Source organism: Chryseobacterium sp. W4I1 (genome assembly GCF_030816115.1).
Lineage (GTDB): Bacteria > Bacteroidota > Bacteroidia > Flavobacteriales > Weeksellaceae > Chryseobacterium.
Genome location: NZ_JAUSXQ010000001.1, coordinates 1,702,267 through 1,718,154, shown reverse-complemented (window position 1 = coordinate 1,718,154; position 15,888 = coordinate 1,702,267). Strand labels below are relative to the sequence as shown.

General features: G+C 37.3%; 19 protein-coding genes. 3 read left to right on the top strand and 16 right to left on the bottom strand.

The features are described 5' to 3' along the window. Window positions 1-157: 157 nt before the first annotated feature. The gene (locus tag QF044_RS07915) at window positions 158-1,306 is read right to left on the bottom strand and encodes an Atu1372/SO_1960 family protein (RefSeq protein ID WP_307265721.1); all 1,149 of its coding nucleotides are present in this window, start codon (window positions 1,304-1,306) and stop codon (window positions 158-160) included. 68 nt (window positions 1,307-1,374) lie between these two features. On the opposite strand from QF044_RS07915, the gene QF044_RS07910 reads away from it, so the two are divergent. After that, window positions 1,375-2,181, top strand: a complete 807-nt coding sequence (locus QF044_RS07910; protein ID WP_307265720.1) for an AraC family transcriptional regulator — start codon at window positions 1,375-1,377, stop codon at window positions 2,179-2,181. Here QF044_RS07910 and QF044_RS07905 read toward each other — a convergent pair. From QF044_RS07905 to QF044_RS07860, 10 genes are all read right to left on the bottom strand, one after another. Continuing rightward, window positions 2,178-2,834 (bottom strand): DUF6766 family protein, encoded by a 657-nt coding sequence (locus tag QF044_RS07905; protein WP_307265719.1) that lies wholly within the window; start codon window positions 2,832-2,834, stop codon window positions 2,178-2,180. The two genes, QF044_RS07910 and QF044_RS07905, sit on opposite strands and share 4 nt — an antisense overlap. Before the next feature lie 54 nt (window positions 2,835-2,888). Then, a complete protein-coding gene (locus QF044_RS07900) occupies window positions 2,889-3,635 on the bottom strand; it encodes an SDR family oxidoreductase (RefSeq protein ID WP_307265718.1) in 747 nt (248 codons plus the stop codon). 8 nt (window positions 3,636-3,643) lie between these two features. Further along, entirely contained in the window at window positions 3,644-4,150 is a 507-nt protein-coding gene (locus QF044_RS07895; protein WP_307265716.1) for a CinA family protein, read from the bottom strand. A 234-nt stretch (window positions 4,151-4,384) separates the two neighbouring features. Continuing rightward, entirely contained in the window at window positions 4,385-6,520 is a 2,136-nt protein-coding gene (locus QF044_RS07890) for a catalase (protein WP_307265714.1), read from the bottom strand. A gap of 31 nt (window positions 6,521-6,551) precedes the next feature. Beyond that, window positions 6,552-6,953: a hypothetical protein gene (locus QF044_RS07885; protein WP_307265713.1), complete on the bottom strand. Its 402-nt coding sequence runs from the start codon at window positions 6,951-6,953 to the stop codon at window positions 6,552-6,554. 14 nt (window positions 6,954-6,967) lie between these two features. Continuing rightward, window positions 6,968-7,270, bottom strand: a complete 303-nt coding sequence (locus tag QF044_RS07880; RefSeq protein WP_307265712.1) for a hypothetical protein — start codon at window positions 7,268-7,270, stop codon at window positions 6,968-6,970. Between the two features lie 315 nt (window positions 7,271-7,585). After that, window positions 7,586-8,200, bottom strand: coding sequence for a Crp/Fnr family transcriptional regulator (locus QF044_RS07875; RefSeq protein ID WP_307265711.1), 615 nt, complete (start codon window positions 8,198-8,200; stop codon window positions 7,586-7,588). 57 nt (window positions 8,201-8,257) lie between these two features. Then, a complete protein-coding gene (locus tag QF044_RS07870) occupies window positions 8,258-8,854 on the bottom strand; it encodes a Crp/Fnr family transcriptional regulator (protein WP_307265710.1) in 597 nt (198 codons plus the stop codon). Window positions 8,855-9,179: 325 nt separating this feature from the next. Continuing rightward, window positions 9,180-9,389, bottom strand: coding sequence for a hypothetical protein (locus QF044_RS07865; protein ID WP_307265709.1), 210 nt, complete (start codon window positions 9,387-9,389; stop codon window positions 9,180-9,182). 83 nt (window positions 9,390-9,472) lie between these two features. Further along, window positions 9,473-10,357 (bottom strand): DMT family transporter, encoded by an 885-nt coding sequence (locus QF044_RS07860; protein ID WP_307265708.1) that lies wholly within the window; start codon window positions 10,355-10,357, stop codon window positions 9,473-9,475. Window positions 10,358-10,451: 94 nt separating this feature from the next. On the opposite strand from QF044_RS07860, the gene QF044_RS07855 reads away from it, so the two are divergent. Beyond that, window positions 10,452-11,864: a PLP-dependent aminotransferase family protein gene (locus QF044_RS07855; protein ID WP_307265707.1), complete on the top strand. Its 1,413-nt coding sequence runs from the start codon at window positions 10,452-10,454 to the stop codon at window positions 11,862-11,864. Here QF044_RS07855 and QF044_RS07850 read toward each other — a convergent pair whose 3' ends face one another. The 5 genes from QF044_RS07850 to QF044_RS07830 all read right to left on the bottom strand — a co-directional run bounded on the left by QF044_RS07850 (window position 11,865) and on the right by QF044_RS07830 (window position 15,099). Continuing rightward, on the bottom strand, window positions 11,865-12,458 hold the full coding sequence (locus QF044_RS07850; protein WP_307265706.1) for a Crp/Fnr family transcriptional regulator: 594 nt from the start codon (window positions 12,456-12,458) through the stop codon (window positions 11,865-11,867). Then, a complete protein-coding gene (ytxJ, locus tag QF044_RS07845) occupies window positions 12,455-12,835 on the bottom strand; it encodes a bacillithiol system redox-active protein YtxJ (protein WP_307265704.1) in 381 nt (126 codons plus the stop codon). The genes QF044_RS07850 and ytxJ overlap by 4 nt, the downstream gene beginning before the upstream one ends. After that, the gene (locus tag QF044_RS07840) at window positions 12,832-13,293 is read right to left on the bottom strand and encodes a DUF1569 domain-containing protein (RefSeq protein WP_307265702.1); all 462 of its coding nucleotides are present in this window, start codon (window positions 13,291-13,293) and stop codon (window positions 12,832-12,834) included. The genes ytxJ and QF044_RS07840 overlap by 4 nt, the downstream gene beginning before the upstream one ends. Then, window positions 13,287-13,823 (bottom strand): YfiT family bacillithiol transferase, encoded by a 537-nt coding sequence (locus tag QF044_RS07835; RefSeq protein ID WP_307265700.1) that lies wholly within the window; start codon window positions 13,821-13,823, stop codon window positions 13,287-13,289. Before QF044_RS07835 ends, QF044_RS07840 begins: the two co-directional genes overlap by 7 nt. Window positions 13,824-13,956: 133 nt before the next feature. Further along, on the bottom strand, window positions 13,957-15,099 hold the full coding sequence (locus QF044_RS07830; RefSeq protein ID WP_307265698.1) for a DEAD/DEAH box helicase: 1,143 nt from the start codon (window positions 15,097-15,099) through the stop codon (window positions 13,957-13,959). 173 nt (window positions 15,100-15,272) lie between these two features. Between QF044_RS07830 and pncA the strand changes: the two genes are divergently transcribed. Further along, a complete protein-coding gene (gene pncA / locus QF044_RS07825; RefSeq protein WP_307265696.1) occupies window positions 15,273-15,878 on the top strand; it encodes a bifunctional nicotinamidase/pyrazinamidase in 606 nt (201 codons plus the stop codon). The last annotated feature ends 10 nt before the right edge of the window (window positions 15,879-15,888 follow it).

Below are 15,888 nucleotides of genomic sequence, written 5' to 3'. Positions count from 1 at the left end.
TAGTTTTTCATATCCTAGTGGACATCCTGAAACTCAATTTAGAAAAATAGGTAAAGATAAAAAACTACTCAATCTGTAAATCTAAGTGTTTAACTAACTTCAATTTACCTTCTCACAAACCCGATAAATAAAACAGATCTGCATAATTTGGAACGACCTACTCCACTTCAAATATGGCCTGTATTTCTACAGAAGAATTCACAGGAATAGATGAAGCTCCTAAAGTGGCTCTCGCATGTTTTCCTTTCTCTCCAAAAACTTCTACAGTAAGGTCTGATGCAATGTTCATCAGCTCAGCATGTTTAGTGTAGTCCTCTTTTGTGTTGAAAATTCCGGTCAGCTGTACACATTGTTTAACTTTGCTGAGATCCCCACCTACCGCTTCTTTTAAAACCGCTATAACGTTAAGCATTGTGGCTTTCGTAGCCTCTTTTACCTGCTGTTCATTTACATCCACTCCTAATTTTCCGGGATTTAAAATTTCTCCTTCTTTCAAAGCCACCTGATTGATGAATACCAAATTTCCGGAACGTACAAACGGTTTATAATTTCCTGCCGGTTTTGGAACCTGTGGAAGAACAAGATTTTTCTGTTTTAAAGTCGCTTCAATATCTTTTGGATTTTGTTCTTCCAGTACAGGTACAGTTTCTTTTTTAGTGAATGTTCCTTTAAGCGCCAAAGCCGTTTTCGCAAAGTTTCTTCCCTGCAGTTCTGCCAATGTACGCTCATCTTTTGTGGGCCTTTCCACATCTTTCAGTGAAGCCATACTGGTTACGCCTAAAACCGTATTTCCCTGAGGAATTGTTTTGTTGATACTTTCGGTTCCTCTGATTCCGTTTGATACCAGAACCATTCCGTGAACGGCTAAGGAATTCCAGAATGCATTAAGAGCAAGCTCTTTACCAGCACCGCTTCCCGCAGACATAAAAACGGTTGCAGGCATTCCTTCCAGCGCATGATTGGTCCATAAATTAACGGTTTTAGATAAAAATTCGCTCATTCCGGTACTTATATTTCCGAAATAGACGGGTGATCCAAAAGCTATTCCATCATAAGAAGGCAGTTCATCTACTGAAGCTACGGGAATGTTCTTTAGTTTTGGGCTTTGGGATTGTTTGACCTGTTTAATGATGGCTGTAGCATTTTTATTGCTTTCGATGCCGGATGCTATTTCTTTAGCCAGTTCATAGGTTCCTCCATTATCTGAATGAATGAGGACCAGTATTTTAGCTTTGTTGTCCTGTGCCATGATTGTGGTGATTTTTAATAATAAAATTAATACAAAAAATGTACTTAGTTTTTTCATTTTTGATAGATAAATAATTACAATACAAAATTAGTATTGTCGTTTTTATTAAATTTGCCAAAAACTCTATGCAAAACGACATCATGAAATGTGGTTTAACGGAAAAAACAGACAGCCGGTTTGTAGACACGATTGAAAAGGAGGCTTATGTCTGGTGTGAAAAAGACTGGAAGCATGATGATCACGAGCATGCCCACCAACGGGCGCAGCTTACTTTTGTGGAAGAAGGCTACCAGTATTTCCATATCGACCGGAAAATTTATATTGTGCCACAGCATCATGTTATTTGGATCCCTTCCGGTAAAGCGCACAGGATAACATCAGAAGCGAAAACAGTCAGTTTAATGGTTTTCTTATTTAAAACTCTTTTTAGTGATGATTTTTACAAGAATGTACAGGTTTTTGCGGCTCCCTCTGTTTTGAAAGAAATGCTTCTGTATGCCTCAAAATGGAATCAATCGGTAGTGGAAGATGAAGAGCAGGATCTTTTTTTTAGAGCCATTTTAAAAAGTCTTCCTAATTTCTGCAAAGAAAGCAGTTATCTGGAAATCCCGGTCCCTTCGGATACAAGACTTATACCTGTCTGCACCTATATCAATTCCAATTTCAAGTATAGCCTGAATGCTGATGAGTTGGCCGGAAAAGCACAAATGTCTGTACGGAGCCTGCAAAGGATCTTCAAAAGTGAAACAGGCATTACGCTTCAGAAATACCTGCAGCTTGTAAGAATTTTAAAAAGCATAGAACTTATTGATGCCGGACAGCTTACTTTAAGCCAGATAGCTTATAAAGTAGGTTATCAGAGTTTATCTGCATTCACCTCTTCCTACTATATGATTATGAAGTCTAAACCAAAAGTAAAAAAGATCAGTTAAGGCGTTTCATCATGAGGCATATCCACGGGCTTGGATTCCGGAGAGCCTTTTTCACGAAGCCAAATGGACAGGATCACAATGGAGGCCACAGCAAGAAATTCACTTTGCCAGTTCTGAAAAGATTCAAACCAGAATCTGGATTCTGAAATATATTGTTTTGCTGTAACGGTAGGTTTTTTCTTTGAAATTTGCTCTTCATTATAATCTTTAAGGCTGCCATAAAAATGCATTCCAAAACTTCCCAGGAATAAAAGAGCAAAAGCCAGGGACAGAGAGTGTTTGTAGACAGCAAGCCAAATTCCGCCTTTTTTCACGGGCCACGGAGCTTTTGCGTGCGGTTTTGGTTCATTATCCACCTCTTCTTTTTCATCTAAAGATTTGGATTCACTGGAACCTTTCTGCCTAAGCGAAACAGTAAGTACAATATACAGCATCATTTGAAGAAATTCACTTTCCCAGTTTTCAAAGGTTGCTTGTATGAAATGTCCGCTGTGAATATATGCTCCTAAACTGAGCAAAGTACTTCCGTTTTCTTCCAGTTCTTTATTAAATGTTTTCCAACCTGTTAAAAACTGGCCAAAAAGACAAATAAACATTAATAAAAGTATAACAATGCTTAGGCTGTTACGGTAAAAGAAACTTTTTTTAGACATAATAACAGGTTTAAAATTTGATATCAATTAAATAGCTGATGCTATCCGATTATTCTATCCATTGACAATCAGTCCACCATTGGGATGAAGAACCTGGCCTGTAATCTGGGCAGCTCCATTACCCGCTAAAAACAAAAAGCTGGCTGCCACTTCTTCAGGAGTAGCGTTTCTCTCGAAAGGAGGTTTATTGGGATCGTCTTCCTGCTCTCCAAAAGTTTCTTTAGTAAGTGGTGTAGCTACAGGGCCTGGCGCAACTGCATTGACGCGTATTCCCTTAGGTTTTGCCTGCAGGGCGAGAGAACGGGTAAATGATACTATTGCACCTTTGGTTGCCGAATAATCCAACAACTCAGGATGTCCCTGGTAAGCGGTGGCCGAAGTGGTATTGATAATACTGCTTCCTTCTTTGAGATAAGGAAAGATTACTTTCGTGAGAAGAATCATTCCAATAATATTGGAATTAAAAGTCTTTCTGATATTTTCTTCTTCAAGATCGTTAATGTTTTCCGCGGGAAACTGCACACCGGCATTATTAATGAGTACATCAATTCTTCCAAATTCTGAAATCACTTTTTTCGCAGTTTCTTCACAGAATTCATAATCATTAATATCTCCTTTAAACAATATGCATTTTCTGCCAAGATCTTCAATAGCTTTTTTTGTTTTCCCGGCATCTTCATCATCTGTATGATAAATGACTGCAATATGAGCTCCTTCCTCTGCAAAAAGTAAAGCTACAGCTTTTCCTATTCCGCTGTCTGCGCCTGTAATAAGAACCAATCTATCTTTAAATCTTTCCATTTAAAAAATTATTTTAAAATCAGAAGTTGATTGATCTCGCTTTTAAAGCATCCAAGAATGAATTCGGTATAATATAGCTGAGCATTCAGAGCCTGTGTTTTAGGATGAAGCTCAAGTTTTTTGGTAAGAATGATCTCTCCTTTATAGGCAAAAGAGAAAAATGCAAAGATTTTATAAGCTGAATTTCTGATTGGCGTACTGTAGCCTGTTGTGGCGATGGACCAGTCGGAATCGAAAATTTTCGCCACATTCAGGGCCATCGTTTGCGCAATATTTTCTGATACACAGTCGCACTCTTCAGCTTCTTCCCTATCTACATGAAGCAATTTTACTTTTTGAGGAAGCGTATATGCGGTCATACCGCCTTTGAAAAATAAAGAGGCATTCGGCATCTGAGAAAAAGCCAGCTGCAGACATCCTGAAGTCACACTTTCAGCGATTGAAATAGTTTCATCTGCACTTATGAGTGACTGGCTTATATATTCTAAAAGATTTTTTTGAAAATTCCATAACATTAATTATTAAATGATTGGTTTATAGTATAAGACCTGAAGATTCCCAAGGATTTAAGACTACTTTTAAGTATCTATCCTGTTTTTATTGAAAATTTCATCTCCTTTGGAAACATCACCGAAAGACAGCTATTGTCTGACGGTGATGATAGTGAATAGCCGTTGCTGAATCCGATGTGTGGAATACTGCTGCTTTCATAATTTTAATATTTAGGTGTGAAGGTGCCTATGGCATAATCATGAATTTCTTTCCAACTCAAGATCCCAGACTCTGTGTCCGGCAATTGCGGATATAAATTCCTTTTCCGGGTTTTTATTTTCTGAGGTAATTATCGCACGATCTTCATGTTTTCTGAAAGCCGGGTTGCTGATATTATACAGCTCTTCTGTTCCTGCTCCAAAATAAATGGCTTTACAATGTTTATATGCTTCGTTGACGAAATTTAACGCATGATGTTTGTTTTGAGGTTCTACCAGTTCTTTAGTAGATTCCTCTCCTGCGCTGATGTATAAAGCATCAAAACATACACTGGCAATACTGGTAAGGGAATGCTTTGGAGTAAGTGACGAACCATCGTCTGTTTTAACCGGAGCTAGACTTGGAGCAATAATTTCTACTGTTGCACCTTCACCTTCCAGTTTTGTTTTTAATTCATTAAGGGCACTTCCATTGGCTCCATTGCCTACAATAAAGCCGATCTTTCTGCTTTTAATCGTATTTTTAATCGTATTCGCCATACTTAATGCTTCAGAGACTTTTGTTTTAGGTTCTCTTTCCTTACTCTGCAGTTCTTCCACATTAGCATCGGCGGGAATGCTTTGGTTGGGCTGATTAAGTTTTTTTACTTTAACTCCTATTTTATCTGCAACTTTTTGAGCAAGCAAATCATCAATAAAGGCTAGCTGTCCTGCCATTCTTTCCCTGATCTCCGGAATGGTCACTTTTGAGAGCTCAAAAATAAGTGCATTCTGAAGGTGTAACTTTTCCGGTTCTGACTGGCTGTTGTAGAATAATTTGGCCTGTGAATAATGATCTACAAAACTCTGGCTTCTTCTTCTTACTTTTTCTCCTGAAACTCTTTCTTCCTGGGAAGTAAATCCTCCTTCTGACATCATGGCCTGGAAAGGGCATCCTCCTCCTATGGAATTGGGTTCATAACTCGTTTTTCCTTTAGCGATCTGCTGTCTCATATGTCCGTCACGCTGATTGTTGTGAACGGTGTTTATAGATCTGTTAATAGGTATTTCGTGGAAATTGGGTGAACCTAATCTTGATAACTGGGTGTCGGTATATGAAAATAGTCTGCCCTGAAGTAACGGATCATTAGTAAAATCGATACCAGGTACAAGATGTCCGGGATGAAAGGCTACCTGTTCTGTTTCAGCAAAAAAGTTTTCAGGGTTTTTATTCAGAGTTAAGGTACCGACGATCTGTACGGGAACTTCTTCTTCTGGGATCAGTTTTGATGGATCCAGAAGATCAAAATCAAATTTATGCTCATCTTCTTCAGGGATTAGCTGAACTCCGAAATCCCACTCAGGGAATGCTCCTTTTTCAATAGCTTCCCAAAGATCTCGTTTATGAAAATCAGGATCTACACCGGAAATTCTCTGTGCTTCGTCCCAGGCTACGGAATGCACCCCTAGTTTGGGTTTAAAATGAAATTTAACGAAATGAACTTTTCCTTCCTCATTAATGAATTTAAAGGAATTGACACCAAAGCCTTCCATCATTCTCAGACTTCTTGGAATTGCCCTGTCGCTCATCAGCCACATGATCATATGCATACTTTCCGGCATCAGAGAAATAAAATCCCAAAATGTATCATGGGCAGAAGCCGCCTGAGGAATCTCATTGTCCGGCTCAGGTTTTACTGCATGAATAAGATCCGGAAACTTAATGGCATCCTGAATAAAAAAGACAGGCATATTGTTTCCCACAAGGTCATAGTTTCCTTCTTCAGTATAAAATTTTATAGCAAAACCTCTCACATCTCTCGCCAGATCTGTGCTTCCTTTACTCCCTGCTACGGTAGAAAATCTCAAAAAAACAGGCGTTTCTTTCCCTGTTTCTGTTAAAAATTTTGCCTTGGTATAGGCAGCAAGGCTTTTGTTCAGCTTAAAAACACCGTGCGCCCCTGAACCTCTGGCATGGACAACTCTTTCAGGAATTCTTTCATGATCGAAATGGGTAATCTTTTCTCTTAAAATAAAATCTTCCAGCAGTGTTGGCCCCCTGTCACCAGCTTTTAGAGAATCCTGGTTGTTATTGATCTTCAATCCCTGGTTGGTCGTCAGTTTTTCATTTTCATTTGAAGTGCTGTGTGCATCGAGCTGATCTAACTTCTTGTTGTTTTGCAAATTATTTTTCATATTAAAATATTTAGTATAAGTGGTGTGAAGGTTAAAAATTTGAAAAGTCTTTTGGTGTTTGTGCTGTATTCTCAAGAGTGTTCAACAGCTTATTGAGATACTCTTCTTCTTTTAAAACTTTATAATAAGCAGTTTTGGCGTATAGAGTAAAAGAAGAACTCTCAATTTGTATTTCTGTATTTCTATTGGGTACAGAAAGGGTCCTTTCACCGTGATATTCACGGATATTCAGAATATATTCTTTGATATAAGTATCAATTACATTTTTCAAAATATCACATTTCGCATTATTCTTTATCTTTTCCAATGATTTGATCAAAAAAGCGGTAACTCCATAGGAATTAATAACGCTGGGGAATAAAGATTCATTCTCTATCATATTGTTCTTATCATTCAGTCCGGAATATTTTAAGGTGTCATTTTCAAATATCATATTCTCAAAGGTTATTAGTTATCTGGCATTTTTAAATATTTTTCAAAATAATGGAGGTCTTCTGTGTCTTTAATGGAAAGATAAAACATAATCTGCTCAGGTTCTTTTAATCCAATACTGCTGAAGCTGTCAAAATGGGCGATCAATGCTTGGACATTTTTTATCTCTATATCTTTTAAGATAACAAATAACAAGAAAATATTATTTTTTATTTCTTTGACATAGATCGCTGCGCCGTCCTCAAACCAGTTCCCTTTGTTGGAAACTTTTATGAAATCTTTGTGCTTCAAGGTTTTTACTATTTTCTGACAATCCATATGTTGAGTACTTGGTTACTAAATCATGCAGAAGCAGTTCTATATAGTTTATAAGTCTCCTATCCGATATCAATTTCAGTGATTCTGAACCTCTTCAAACTCATTTTATTAATTTTTACTGATATTAGGATAATTTACAGCATGCCGGTATGTGCTTACGACAATAGTTAGGGCCTGATCATTCAAACCCGGATAAAGCATGAAGCTTTTCCTGCTGCCTTTACGGGGTCTTAAGAATTCTATTGAATCTTCCTATTTCAAATATACCCCTAAATAATTCACTTTTTTATGATCTCAATCACATTAGTGAATTGTTTAATAAATAATTTTTCTGTTTTCCAATGTAATATTCCCCTGCTTTTCCATTTTTTTCAGAGCCCGTATCACGGTTTCTACACGCAGCCCTAAAAGATTGGCGATTTGCTGTCTGGTAAGTTCTACATGAAAACAATTTCCACAACTGTCGTCATGATAGCTTTTCAGGTAATCTAAAAAACCCGTAAGTCTTGAAATGGGATTCAATGAGGCCATATTCTGCAGCATGATCGCTTTGAAATAAAGTCTTTGGGAAAGACAGGCATTCATTTCCAGAGAAAGATCAGGATCTTTCTTCATTAAATTCAGAAATTGCTCTTTCGGAACTTTTATAATTTCTGACGGAGCAATACATACAGCATTTGTTGGATAAAATTTATCTACAAAAAGCAGTGAATCACCAAAACTTTGTTTTCCTACGAAAATATTCTGTATAAATTCTTTTCCATCATCATCATAATTATTAAGTTTTACTTTTCCTTCTATAATCTGAAAATAATAAAGTGCATGCTGTCCTTCTCTGTATATCATTTCCCCTTTCTTATAAGTTTTAATCTCTCCTCCCGATGAATAAAGCTTGTTTTCGTCAATATTCATGCAGCTTATTGTCTTCATAATTTGGTCTTTAAATATTCAATAAAAAATAGTGATTTTTATTGAGAATCATTCTTTTTAATATAAAATTTTTCGGTCTCTAATTTTGACAATATTTTCCCTTTCCATATGTTTAATAGTTCTAATAGCAGTTTCTACACAAAGACCTGTATGATTGGCCATTTGTTGTCTCGTTAACGGAATTGTGTAAGAGTACGGACTTTCATCATGGTGAAAGCTTTTAAGATAATCCATTAACCCTCTCAGCCTGATTGCAGGATTTGGAGAGGAAATATTCTGCATCATAATGAATTTGTAATAAAGGCGCTGAGATAGAAAGCTGCTGATCTCACGGTATAATTTGGGAGTTTCATTCAGCAATCCTAAAAATGCATCTTTATGCAACCTTATAACGCTACATTCGGTAAGTGCTTCTGCATTCATAGGAAAAGGTCGGTCTATAAAAAGCACAGACTCACCGCAACTCTGTCCTGCTGACAGAATATTTTGGATAAACTCTTTACCATCCTCATTATAATTGTTTAGTTTTACCTCTCCTGTAATGATCTGATAATAATAATTAGGACGTTCTCCCTCAGTGAATAAGTATTCCGAGGGTTTATAAATTCTGATTTCAGCCCCCACTGAATATAATATATTTTCGTCAATAACCATATTATAGTTTTTTGTTATTAGTTAATCTTTTCACAATCTCTTAGTAAAATCCATTGGGGAAACTTAGGCCGTTAGGCTTATGCAAAAACTAAACCTTTATTATTCAATAAAAAGTTAAATAATGTTAATTAATAATTATAAATAGTAGCATATTAGATTACTGTTAAATAATTACCATTAAATTAATTGATTTATTTTTTATTATATAATTCAGGATAAACTAAGATAACCCTGTCAGCAGTCGTGAAGGGTTTTGTTGATTAACAAAAGTTTAAAAGACCCGCCTTACTTATAAAACGGGTTTCTAAAATCTATAACGGTAAAACTATTTTTCGATAACCTTCGCGGTATCCATTTTTTGGACTCCAGTTGCATCTGTATGCAAAGTATCTACAGGAACGGTTTTGACAATAGTGTCTGCAGGCACCTGATCAACAATGACGCTGTCCGATGTTTTGGTGGTTTCAATTTTTGTTTCTTTTTTACAGCTTAGTACGGTTAAGCCCAGAAGCATCAGTAAAATGGTAAATTTCATAATAGTTATTTTGTAGTGTACCCCAAAATTAGTCTATCACTGATGACTTAGTTTATGACTGTAGTCATAATGATGTTTTCAGGCTATTTAGCAAACTTTTTGGTTCCGGCAACACATAAAATAACACCGATAGTGACACCAAGCATCCCTACACTTACATGTTCATGAAGAAAATAAGCAGCAAGAGCAAGGCCGAAAAAAGGTTGTAACAACTGTAACTGACCCACCGTAGCAATACCGCCCTGTGCCAAACCCTTATACCAGAAAATAAATCCAATGAACATGCTGAAAAGTGAAATATAAGCCATGCCAAACCATCCATTAAAACTTATATTCTCAATATGATCCGGAAAATAAATAAAAAATAAGGGAATCATTACAGGCAATGCCAATACCAAAGCCCAGGAAATAACCTGCCATCCACCTAATGTTTTTGAGAGCTTGGCACCCTCAGCATACCCCATTCCACACAGAATTACCGCCAGAAGCATCAGAATATCGCCGATAGGTGAAGCTGAAATACCCTGAAAAGCCGCATATCCTATTACCAGAAGACTTCCGATTACCGAGAAAAGCCAAAATACAGGATGTGGCCTCTCTCCACCCCTGAAAACTCCAAATACCGCCGTAGCTAAGGGAAGTATTCCTAAAAATACAATAGAATGCGCCGAGGTCAGATATTGAAGTGCCAGCGCAGAAAGAAGCGGAAACCCGACTACGCAGCCAATAGAAACAATCAGTAACGGAAAGATCTGCTTTTTTTCAGGACGCTTTTCTTTATAGATCAGCAAAACAGAAAGGGCTAGTATCCCGGCAATAGCCGCACGGGCTATTGTTACAAAAATGGGACTCATTTCCATCACCGCCAATTTGGTGGCGGGCATTCCTCCACTGAACAGTACCACTCCTATAAAACCATTGATCCATCCATTTATGCTTTCATCTTTCGATATTTTTTCAGTCATCATTTTTCTTATTTTTTTTGATAATTCAAAATTAGAAAGGAAAAACAGATAAACACAGTCTCAGTTTTATATATTTGCATGAGCACAGTTTAACAAAATGAGTAAAGAATTTATCTACACAGAAATTGCAGACGGAATTGCTTCCCAAATTAGAAACGGACTACTGAAGACAGGTGACAAGCTTCCATCTGTTAGAAAGATGTGCCAGGAGCATCAGGTAAGTATGAATACGGCAAAGCGTGTTTTTCTGGAACTTGAATCCCAGTCTTTAATAGAATCCAAACCGCAGTCTGGTTATTTTGTCAGCAGCCTGATGTCTGTCAATCTTCCCTTGACTGCTGTAAGCCGCCCTTCTCTGATCGCCAATAATGATGAACCGGATGAGCTGATCAGCAAGGTGTATGAAAATATGGGTAAAAAGGAAATGACTTTTTTTTCCATTGGGATTCCTTCAGGAGATCTTCTGCCTCAGGCTAAATTGAAAAAAGAAATCATCAACGCAACCCGGGAATTAAAAGATGGCGGCACCGAATATGAAGAACTCCAGGGTAATCTAAAACTCCGGAGAATGATTGCCTTACGGTCAATCCAATGGGGCGGAAATTTTAATGAAAATGATCTGGTCACTACAAACGGTGGTATGAATGCGTTATCATTTTGTCTGATGGCTTTAGGAAAACCGGGAGATACAATAGCGATAGAAAGCCCATGCTATCCGGGAATATTACAGCTGGCCAACGGATTTGGTTTAAATGTTCTGGAACTGCCGACCCATCCAACCACCGGAATTGAAATAGAAGCTTTGCGGAAAGTAATTCCCCAGATTAATCTGTGTCTATTAATTCCAAATTTCAATTCTCCGCTTGGAAGTTGTATGCCGGATGAAAATAAAAAGGAGATCGTGAAACTTCTCTCGGAAAATAATATTCCTCTGATAGAAGATGATGTATACGGGGATCTTTATTTCGGATCCAGTCGTCCGAAATGTTGTAAATCTTTTGACAGGGACGGGAATGTACTGTACTGCAGTTCTATTTCAAAAACACTGGCTCCGGGCTACCGGGTAGGCTGGATTGCACCGGGAAAATATAAAGATAAAATCATGAAGCTTAAGCTGCTTCACTCCACATCCTCGATTTCTATCGTGAATGAAGCGGTTGCCAACTTTCTCAAATCCGGCAGGTATGAAAAACATCTTCAGCAGATGAGGAAAGCGCTTCAGAATAACTATCAGAATTATGTACAGACCATCGCAGAATATTTTCCCGAAGGAACAAGAACCAGCCGCCCACAGGGAGGACTTTCCCTTTGGGTAGAATTTGACAAAAAGATCCGAACTACCGAGCTGTATGACCTGGCGATCAAACAAAATATCAGCATCGCTCCCGGCAGGATGTTTACCCTGCAGGATCAGTTTGAAAACTGCATGCGCCTCTGCATTGGTCTTCCATGGACGGAAGAAACCAAATTATGCCTGCAGCAGGTCGGGAATCTTGCAAAAAAGATCTGATTATTTGTCCGGAACGAAGTTTTTTCTTGCGAGTTCTTTTCTTACACGGCTCAGGCTTTCAGGCGTGATACCAAGATAAGAAGCAATCATCCATTGTGAAACTCTCAGAAGAAGATCCGGATACATTTTAATAAACTTCATATATCTTTCTTCTGCTGTTTCGCCAAGCAAAGAATTAATTCTGTTTTGCAGACTTCTTATATGCTTTTGCAATAAGAAATCACTTCTTTCAATACTATTGGGAAACTGTTCTACAAGCTTATTAAAGAAATCGGGGTGGAGAAAAAGAACTTCTGTATCTTCTACCGCTTCTATATAGTAAATAGATTTTTCGTTAAAATAAAGACTGCTTCGGTCAGAAATCAGCCAGCTTTCCGGAGCAAATTGTATGATGTGCTCTTTGCCGTTCTTGTCTATAGAATACATCTTCAGCAACCCTTTTTCAACAAAGAAAATATGCCTGCAGATTTCACCATACTGTAAAAGAAATTGATTTTTAGGTATTTTCTTTACTTCATAGTGCAGGCTGCACATATTCACTTTTTCTATGGGAACATTGAGTACCTTAGCTAAATAAGTGTTGATATTCTTCATGATACGATCTGGCTTATGGATATATCTTCATGCGAGGAACTGTTGATCACCTTACCATCTTCTATAATGATCAGCTGGGGACTTTCATGCCTGATTCCTAAATCTTCAGATATTTTATTTGAAATAGCTCTATATGTCAGCAAATCTAGGTAATATAAATCCAGTTTATCATTTGAATTATCTATTTCTCTTTCAAAGTTTTTCAATACTGTTGTGCTGATAAAGCATCGTGTTGAATGTTTGAAAATGGCAATTCTATGGTGATAGGAATTCTCTAGTGCTTTAGCGAGGTCCTCTTCCGATTCTATGTTATTCCAAAAGGATTTACGTTCAGGATTGTTGTTTTTACTTCCGAATATTTTGTCAAAAAAACTCATACATTAAATTGTTTTAAATGATGATCAAGATGTTTGTATTCTAAAAATCCCCAGTCTTTTTCAGTCATTGTACCGAATAATCTGTGGTGGTCCGGAAGATCTTTATTTTCAGATGCAGTCCGGAACTCATTCAGCGTATTCAGCAGATTGGTTTTTGATTCATCAAAATCACACTCAAAATTAACGATTAGTTTTTGAAAAGTTGGCATGTTTGAGGGAATTCCATTATTAAATACCTGCATTTCTATTTTTGTGACCATTCCTATTGTTTTAAAGAGGATATTTATAGCAGGTAACTCCACTTTCCTCAAAGCAACCTTAAGAACAAGATCACAGTGCTTTAACATCTGGGAAGCAGTCATTTTTCCCCATTTTCGTGAGGAATTTTCAGTAAGCAAAGAAATCCTGTCAATGATTTCCTCAAAATAAACTGTATCGTGCAGACTCTTTTTTACCAACCTTTCTCTTTCTTAAGGTTTTCAATATGGGCAAAATGATGGTTGCAATGCCAAACATAGAGCGCCAGATAACTTCTCAGATCATAATTTTGGTTTTGTTCAGGGTGATGAAAGGTTCTTTCAAATTGTTTATTTGTAAGCGTTTTAAGCAAAGCTGCCCATCTTTGATGTGTTCCCTTTATCATTCTCATGGCAGGTTTTATTGGCATATTTACACTGTCCTGAAGTTCTGCCCATTTCGCCTCATCATAAGGTCGTATCGTCGGGTTATCTTCCGTTAATGCCAATTTTAAACGAATGAAACTATTGATATGGCTGTCGGCAATATGATTGATAAGTTGTCTTACCGTCCAACCCCCTTCTCTGTAAGGGGTGTCTAACTGATCATCAGAGAAGTCTTCTATTAAGCTTTTCAGCTTTTCAGGAAAGTTTTTGATGACCTTAATATATTCATCAAGTTTAATATCACAGATGTTCTCAGGCTGTTGGAACTGGCCGATAGGATATTTCTTTTGCTTTAAATTGTTCATCGTTAATTATCTGGTTAAATGTTTTATAAAATTACTTAGTTTTATTTATAAAGTAAAATGGGTGGATAAAAAAATACTTAAAAAAAGCCCCAATTCTATTAAATTGAAGCCATTCTTTTTTTAAATGTATACCTTAATATCCATGCAGATCAATACCTTCAGTTCTCTGCAAAGTCACTTTCTTACCCATTTTCTTCTGAATTACCCTGAAATGCTGCAATTCATCATCTGTAAGAATACTGATTGCGGTTCCTTTTTCGTTGGCACGGCCTGTTCTTCCAATACGGTGAATATAATCTAAAGGGGAACGTGGCAATTCGTAATTGATCACGCAAGGCAAAGATTCAATGTGAATACCACGGCCGATTAAGTCGGTTGCTACTAAAATCTGAGCTCCGTTTACTTTAAATTCTTCTAAATTATTTCTACGGGCACCCTGTGACTTCTGGCTGTGAATGGCTACAGCCTTAATTTTATTCTTTTTAAGTTTCTCTACTAAATTATCCGCAGATCTTGTAGATGAAACAAAGATCAAAGCCTTTTCAACTTTCTTTTCTTTAATCAGATATCGTAAAAAAGGGCCTTTATTTTCCGGAGAAACATGGTAAGCCAATTGTTCTATATTATCAATCTCAACTTCTTCCTTCTTGATTTCAATCATGACAGGATTGATGGATAAGCGTTCCTTCATTTCAGCCACTTTATCATTTAAGGTTGCTGAAAACAAAGTCGTCTGTTTTGCTACAGGCATTAAGGCGAAAAGTTTATTCATTTCCTCACCAAAACCCAACTGAAACATTTTATCCGCTTCATCAATTACCAAATACCGGATTTCTGAAATACTCAATGCATTATGATCAATCAGGTCCAGTAAACGTCCTGGTGTAGCAATAAGAACTTCTACTCCGAACATACCTTTCATCTGAGGGTTGATAGAAACACCACCATAAACAGCCATGGTACGGATCTCACGTTTCAGGTTCTCCGTAAAAGCCCTGAAAACTTCATCAATCTGAATGGCTAATTCACGGGTAGGTACCAAAATTAAAACCTGAACATTCCGGTCTTTCTTTACTTCTGAGTTTTGTAATTTCTCCAAAATAGGCATCACAAAACATGCAGTTTTTCCTGAACCGGTCTGTGCAATTCCCATCAGGTCTTTTCCCTGCAGAATAACAGGAATAGCCTGCTCCTGGATTGGGAACGGCTTCAGATAACCAAGTTTGTTGACAGAACGAATAATATTGTGTGATAATCCTAAAGACTCAAATGACATAAAATACTTATTTACTGCAAATATAAGCTATTGATATTTGGTTTTATCACCTAAGGCACGATACTGCCTGGAATTTATTTCTCTTCTTTAAATTTTATCTTGCCGATTTGTCCGATAATTCAGTTTTGGAAAGTTTTTTGAGTATTTTTATCCAAAATTCGAGAAATCTAAATATGAAAAAAGCGTTAATCATCGTAGATGTACAGAATGATTTCTGTGAAGGCGGCGCATTAGCAGTTCCGCAAGCCAACGAAGTGATTCCTTACATCAATCTTTTGATGGAAGAAAATGAATATGACCAGATCGTTCTTACCCAGGACTGGCATCCTGCCAACCATAAAAGTTTTGCCAGCAACAATGGCCGAAAAGTAGGTGAAAGCATTATCCTGAACGGGGTTCCGCAGTTTATGTGGCCGGATCACTGTGTGCAGGGAACTTATGGAGCAGAATTCCATAAAGACCTGAACAGAGACAAAGTAACCCATATTATCCAGAAAGGAAAAAATACTGAGATTGATGCTTACAGCGGATTTCAGGATAATAATCACTTTATGAAAACAGGACTTGATGATTTCTTAAAATATCATGACATCCAGCTTCTTGAAGTCGTAGGTCTTGCATTAGACTATTGTGTGAAATTTACCTGCACAGATGCTGTTGCCAACGGATATGTTACCTGTCTTCACTTTAACGGAACCCGTGCCGTAAACGTAAAACCGGACAACGGTAAAGATGCAATTTTTGAAATGCTTCAGAAAGGGGTAACCATTTTGGGGTAGTTTTACAGCA

What these genes read in the sequence shown, in the direction of transcription:
- QF044_RS07870 (WP_307265710.1), bottom strand. Translation starts at nt 8,854, where the DNA reads ATGGTTATTGACGAAAATATATTATATTCAGTGGGGGCTGAAATCAGA.
- QF044_RS07885 (WP_307265713.1), bottom strand. Translation starts at nt 6,953, where the DNA reads ATGATATTTGAAAATGACACCTTAAAATATTCCGGACTGAATGATAAG.
- ytxJ (WP_307265704.1), bottom strand. Translation starts at nt 12,835, where the DNA reads ATGAGTTTTTTTGACAAAATATTCGGAAGTAAAAACAACAATCCTGAA.
- QF044_RS07895 (WP_307265716.1), bottom strand. Translation starts at nt 4,150, where the DNA reads ATGTTATGGAATTTTCAAAAAAATCTTTTAGAATATATAAGCCAGTCA.
- QF044_RS07865 (WP_307265709.1), bottom strand. Translation starts at nt 9,389, where the DNA reads ATGAAATTTACCATTTTACTGATGCTTCTGGGCTTAACCGTACTAAGC.
- QF044_RS07850 (WP_307265706.1), bottom strand. Translation starts at nt 12,458, where the DNA reads ATGAAGAATATCAACACTTATTTAGCTAAGGTACTCAATGTTCCCATA.
- QF044_RS07900 (WP_307265718.1), bottom strand. Translation starts at nt 3,635, where the DNA reads ATGGAAAGATTTAAAGATAGATTGGTTCTTATTACAGGCGCAGACAGC.
- QF044_RS07830 (WP_307265698.1), bottom strand. Translation starts at nt 15,099, where the DNA reads ATGTCATTTGAGTCTTTAGGATTATCACACAATATTATTCGTTCTGTC.
- QF044_RS07835 (WP_307265700.1), bottom strand. Translation starts at nt 13,823, where the DNA reads ATGAACAATTTAAAGCAAAAGAAATATCCTATCGGCCAGTTCCAACAG.
- QF044_RS07890 (WP_307265714.1), bottom strand. Translation starts at nt 6,520, where the DNA reads ATGAAAAATAATTTGCAAAACAACAAGAAGTTAGATCAGCTCGATGCA.
- QF044_RS07880 (WP_307265712.1), bottom strand. Translation starts at nt 7,270, where the DNA reads ATGGATTGTCAGAAAATAGTAAAAACCTTGAAGCACAAAGATTTCATA.
- QF044_RS07910 (WP_307265720.1), top strand. Translation starts at nt 1,375, where the DNA reads ATGCAAAACGACATCATGAAATGTGGTTTAACGGAAAAAACAGACAGC.
- QF044_RS07905 (WP_307265719.1), bottom strand. Translation starts at nt 2,834, where the DNA reads ATGTCTAAAAAAAGTTTCTTTTACCGTAACAGCCTAAGCATTGTTATA.
- QF044_RS07855 (WP_307265707.1), top strand. Translation starts at nt 10,452, where the DNA reads ATGAGTAAAGAATTTATCTACACAGAAATTGCAGACGGAATTGCTTCC.
- QF044_RS07875 (WP_307265711.1), bottom strand. Translation starts at nt 8,200, where the DNA reads ATGAAGACAATAAGCTGCATGAATATTGACGAAAACAAGCTTTATTCA.
- pncA (WP_307265696.1), top strand. Translation starts at nt 15,273, where the DNA reads ATGAAAAAAGCGTTAATCATCGTAGATGTACAGAATGATTTCTGTGAA.
- QF044_RS07860 (WP_307265708.1), bottom strand. Translation starts at nt 10,357, where the DNA reads ATGATGACTGAAAAAATATCGAAAGATGAAAGCATAAATGGATGGATC.
- QF044_RS07915 (WP_307265721.1), bottom strand. Translation starts at nt 1,306, where the DNA reads ATGAAAAAACTAAGTACATTTTTTGTATTAATTTTATTATTAAAAATC.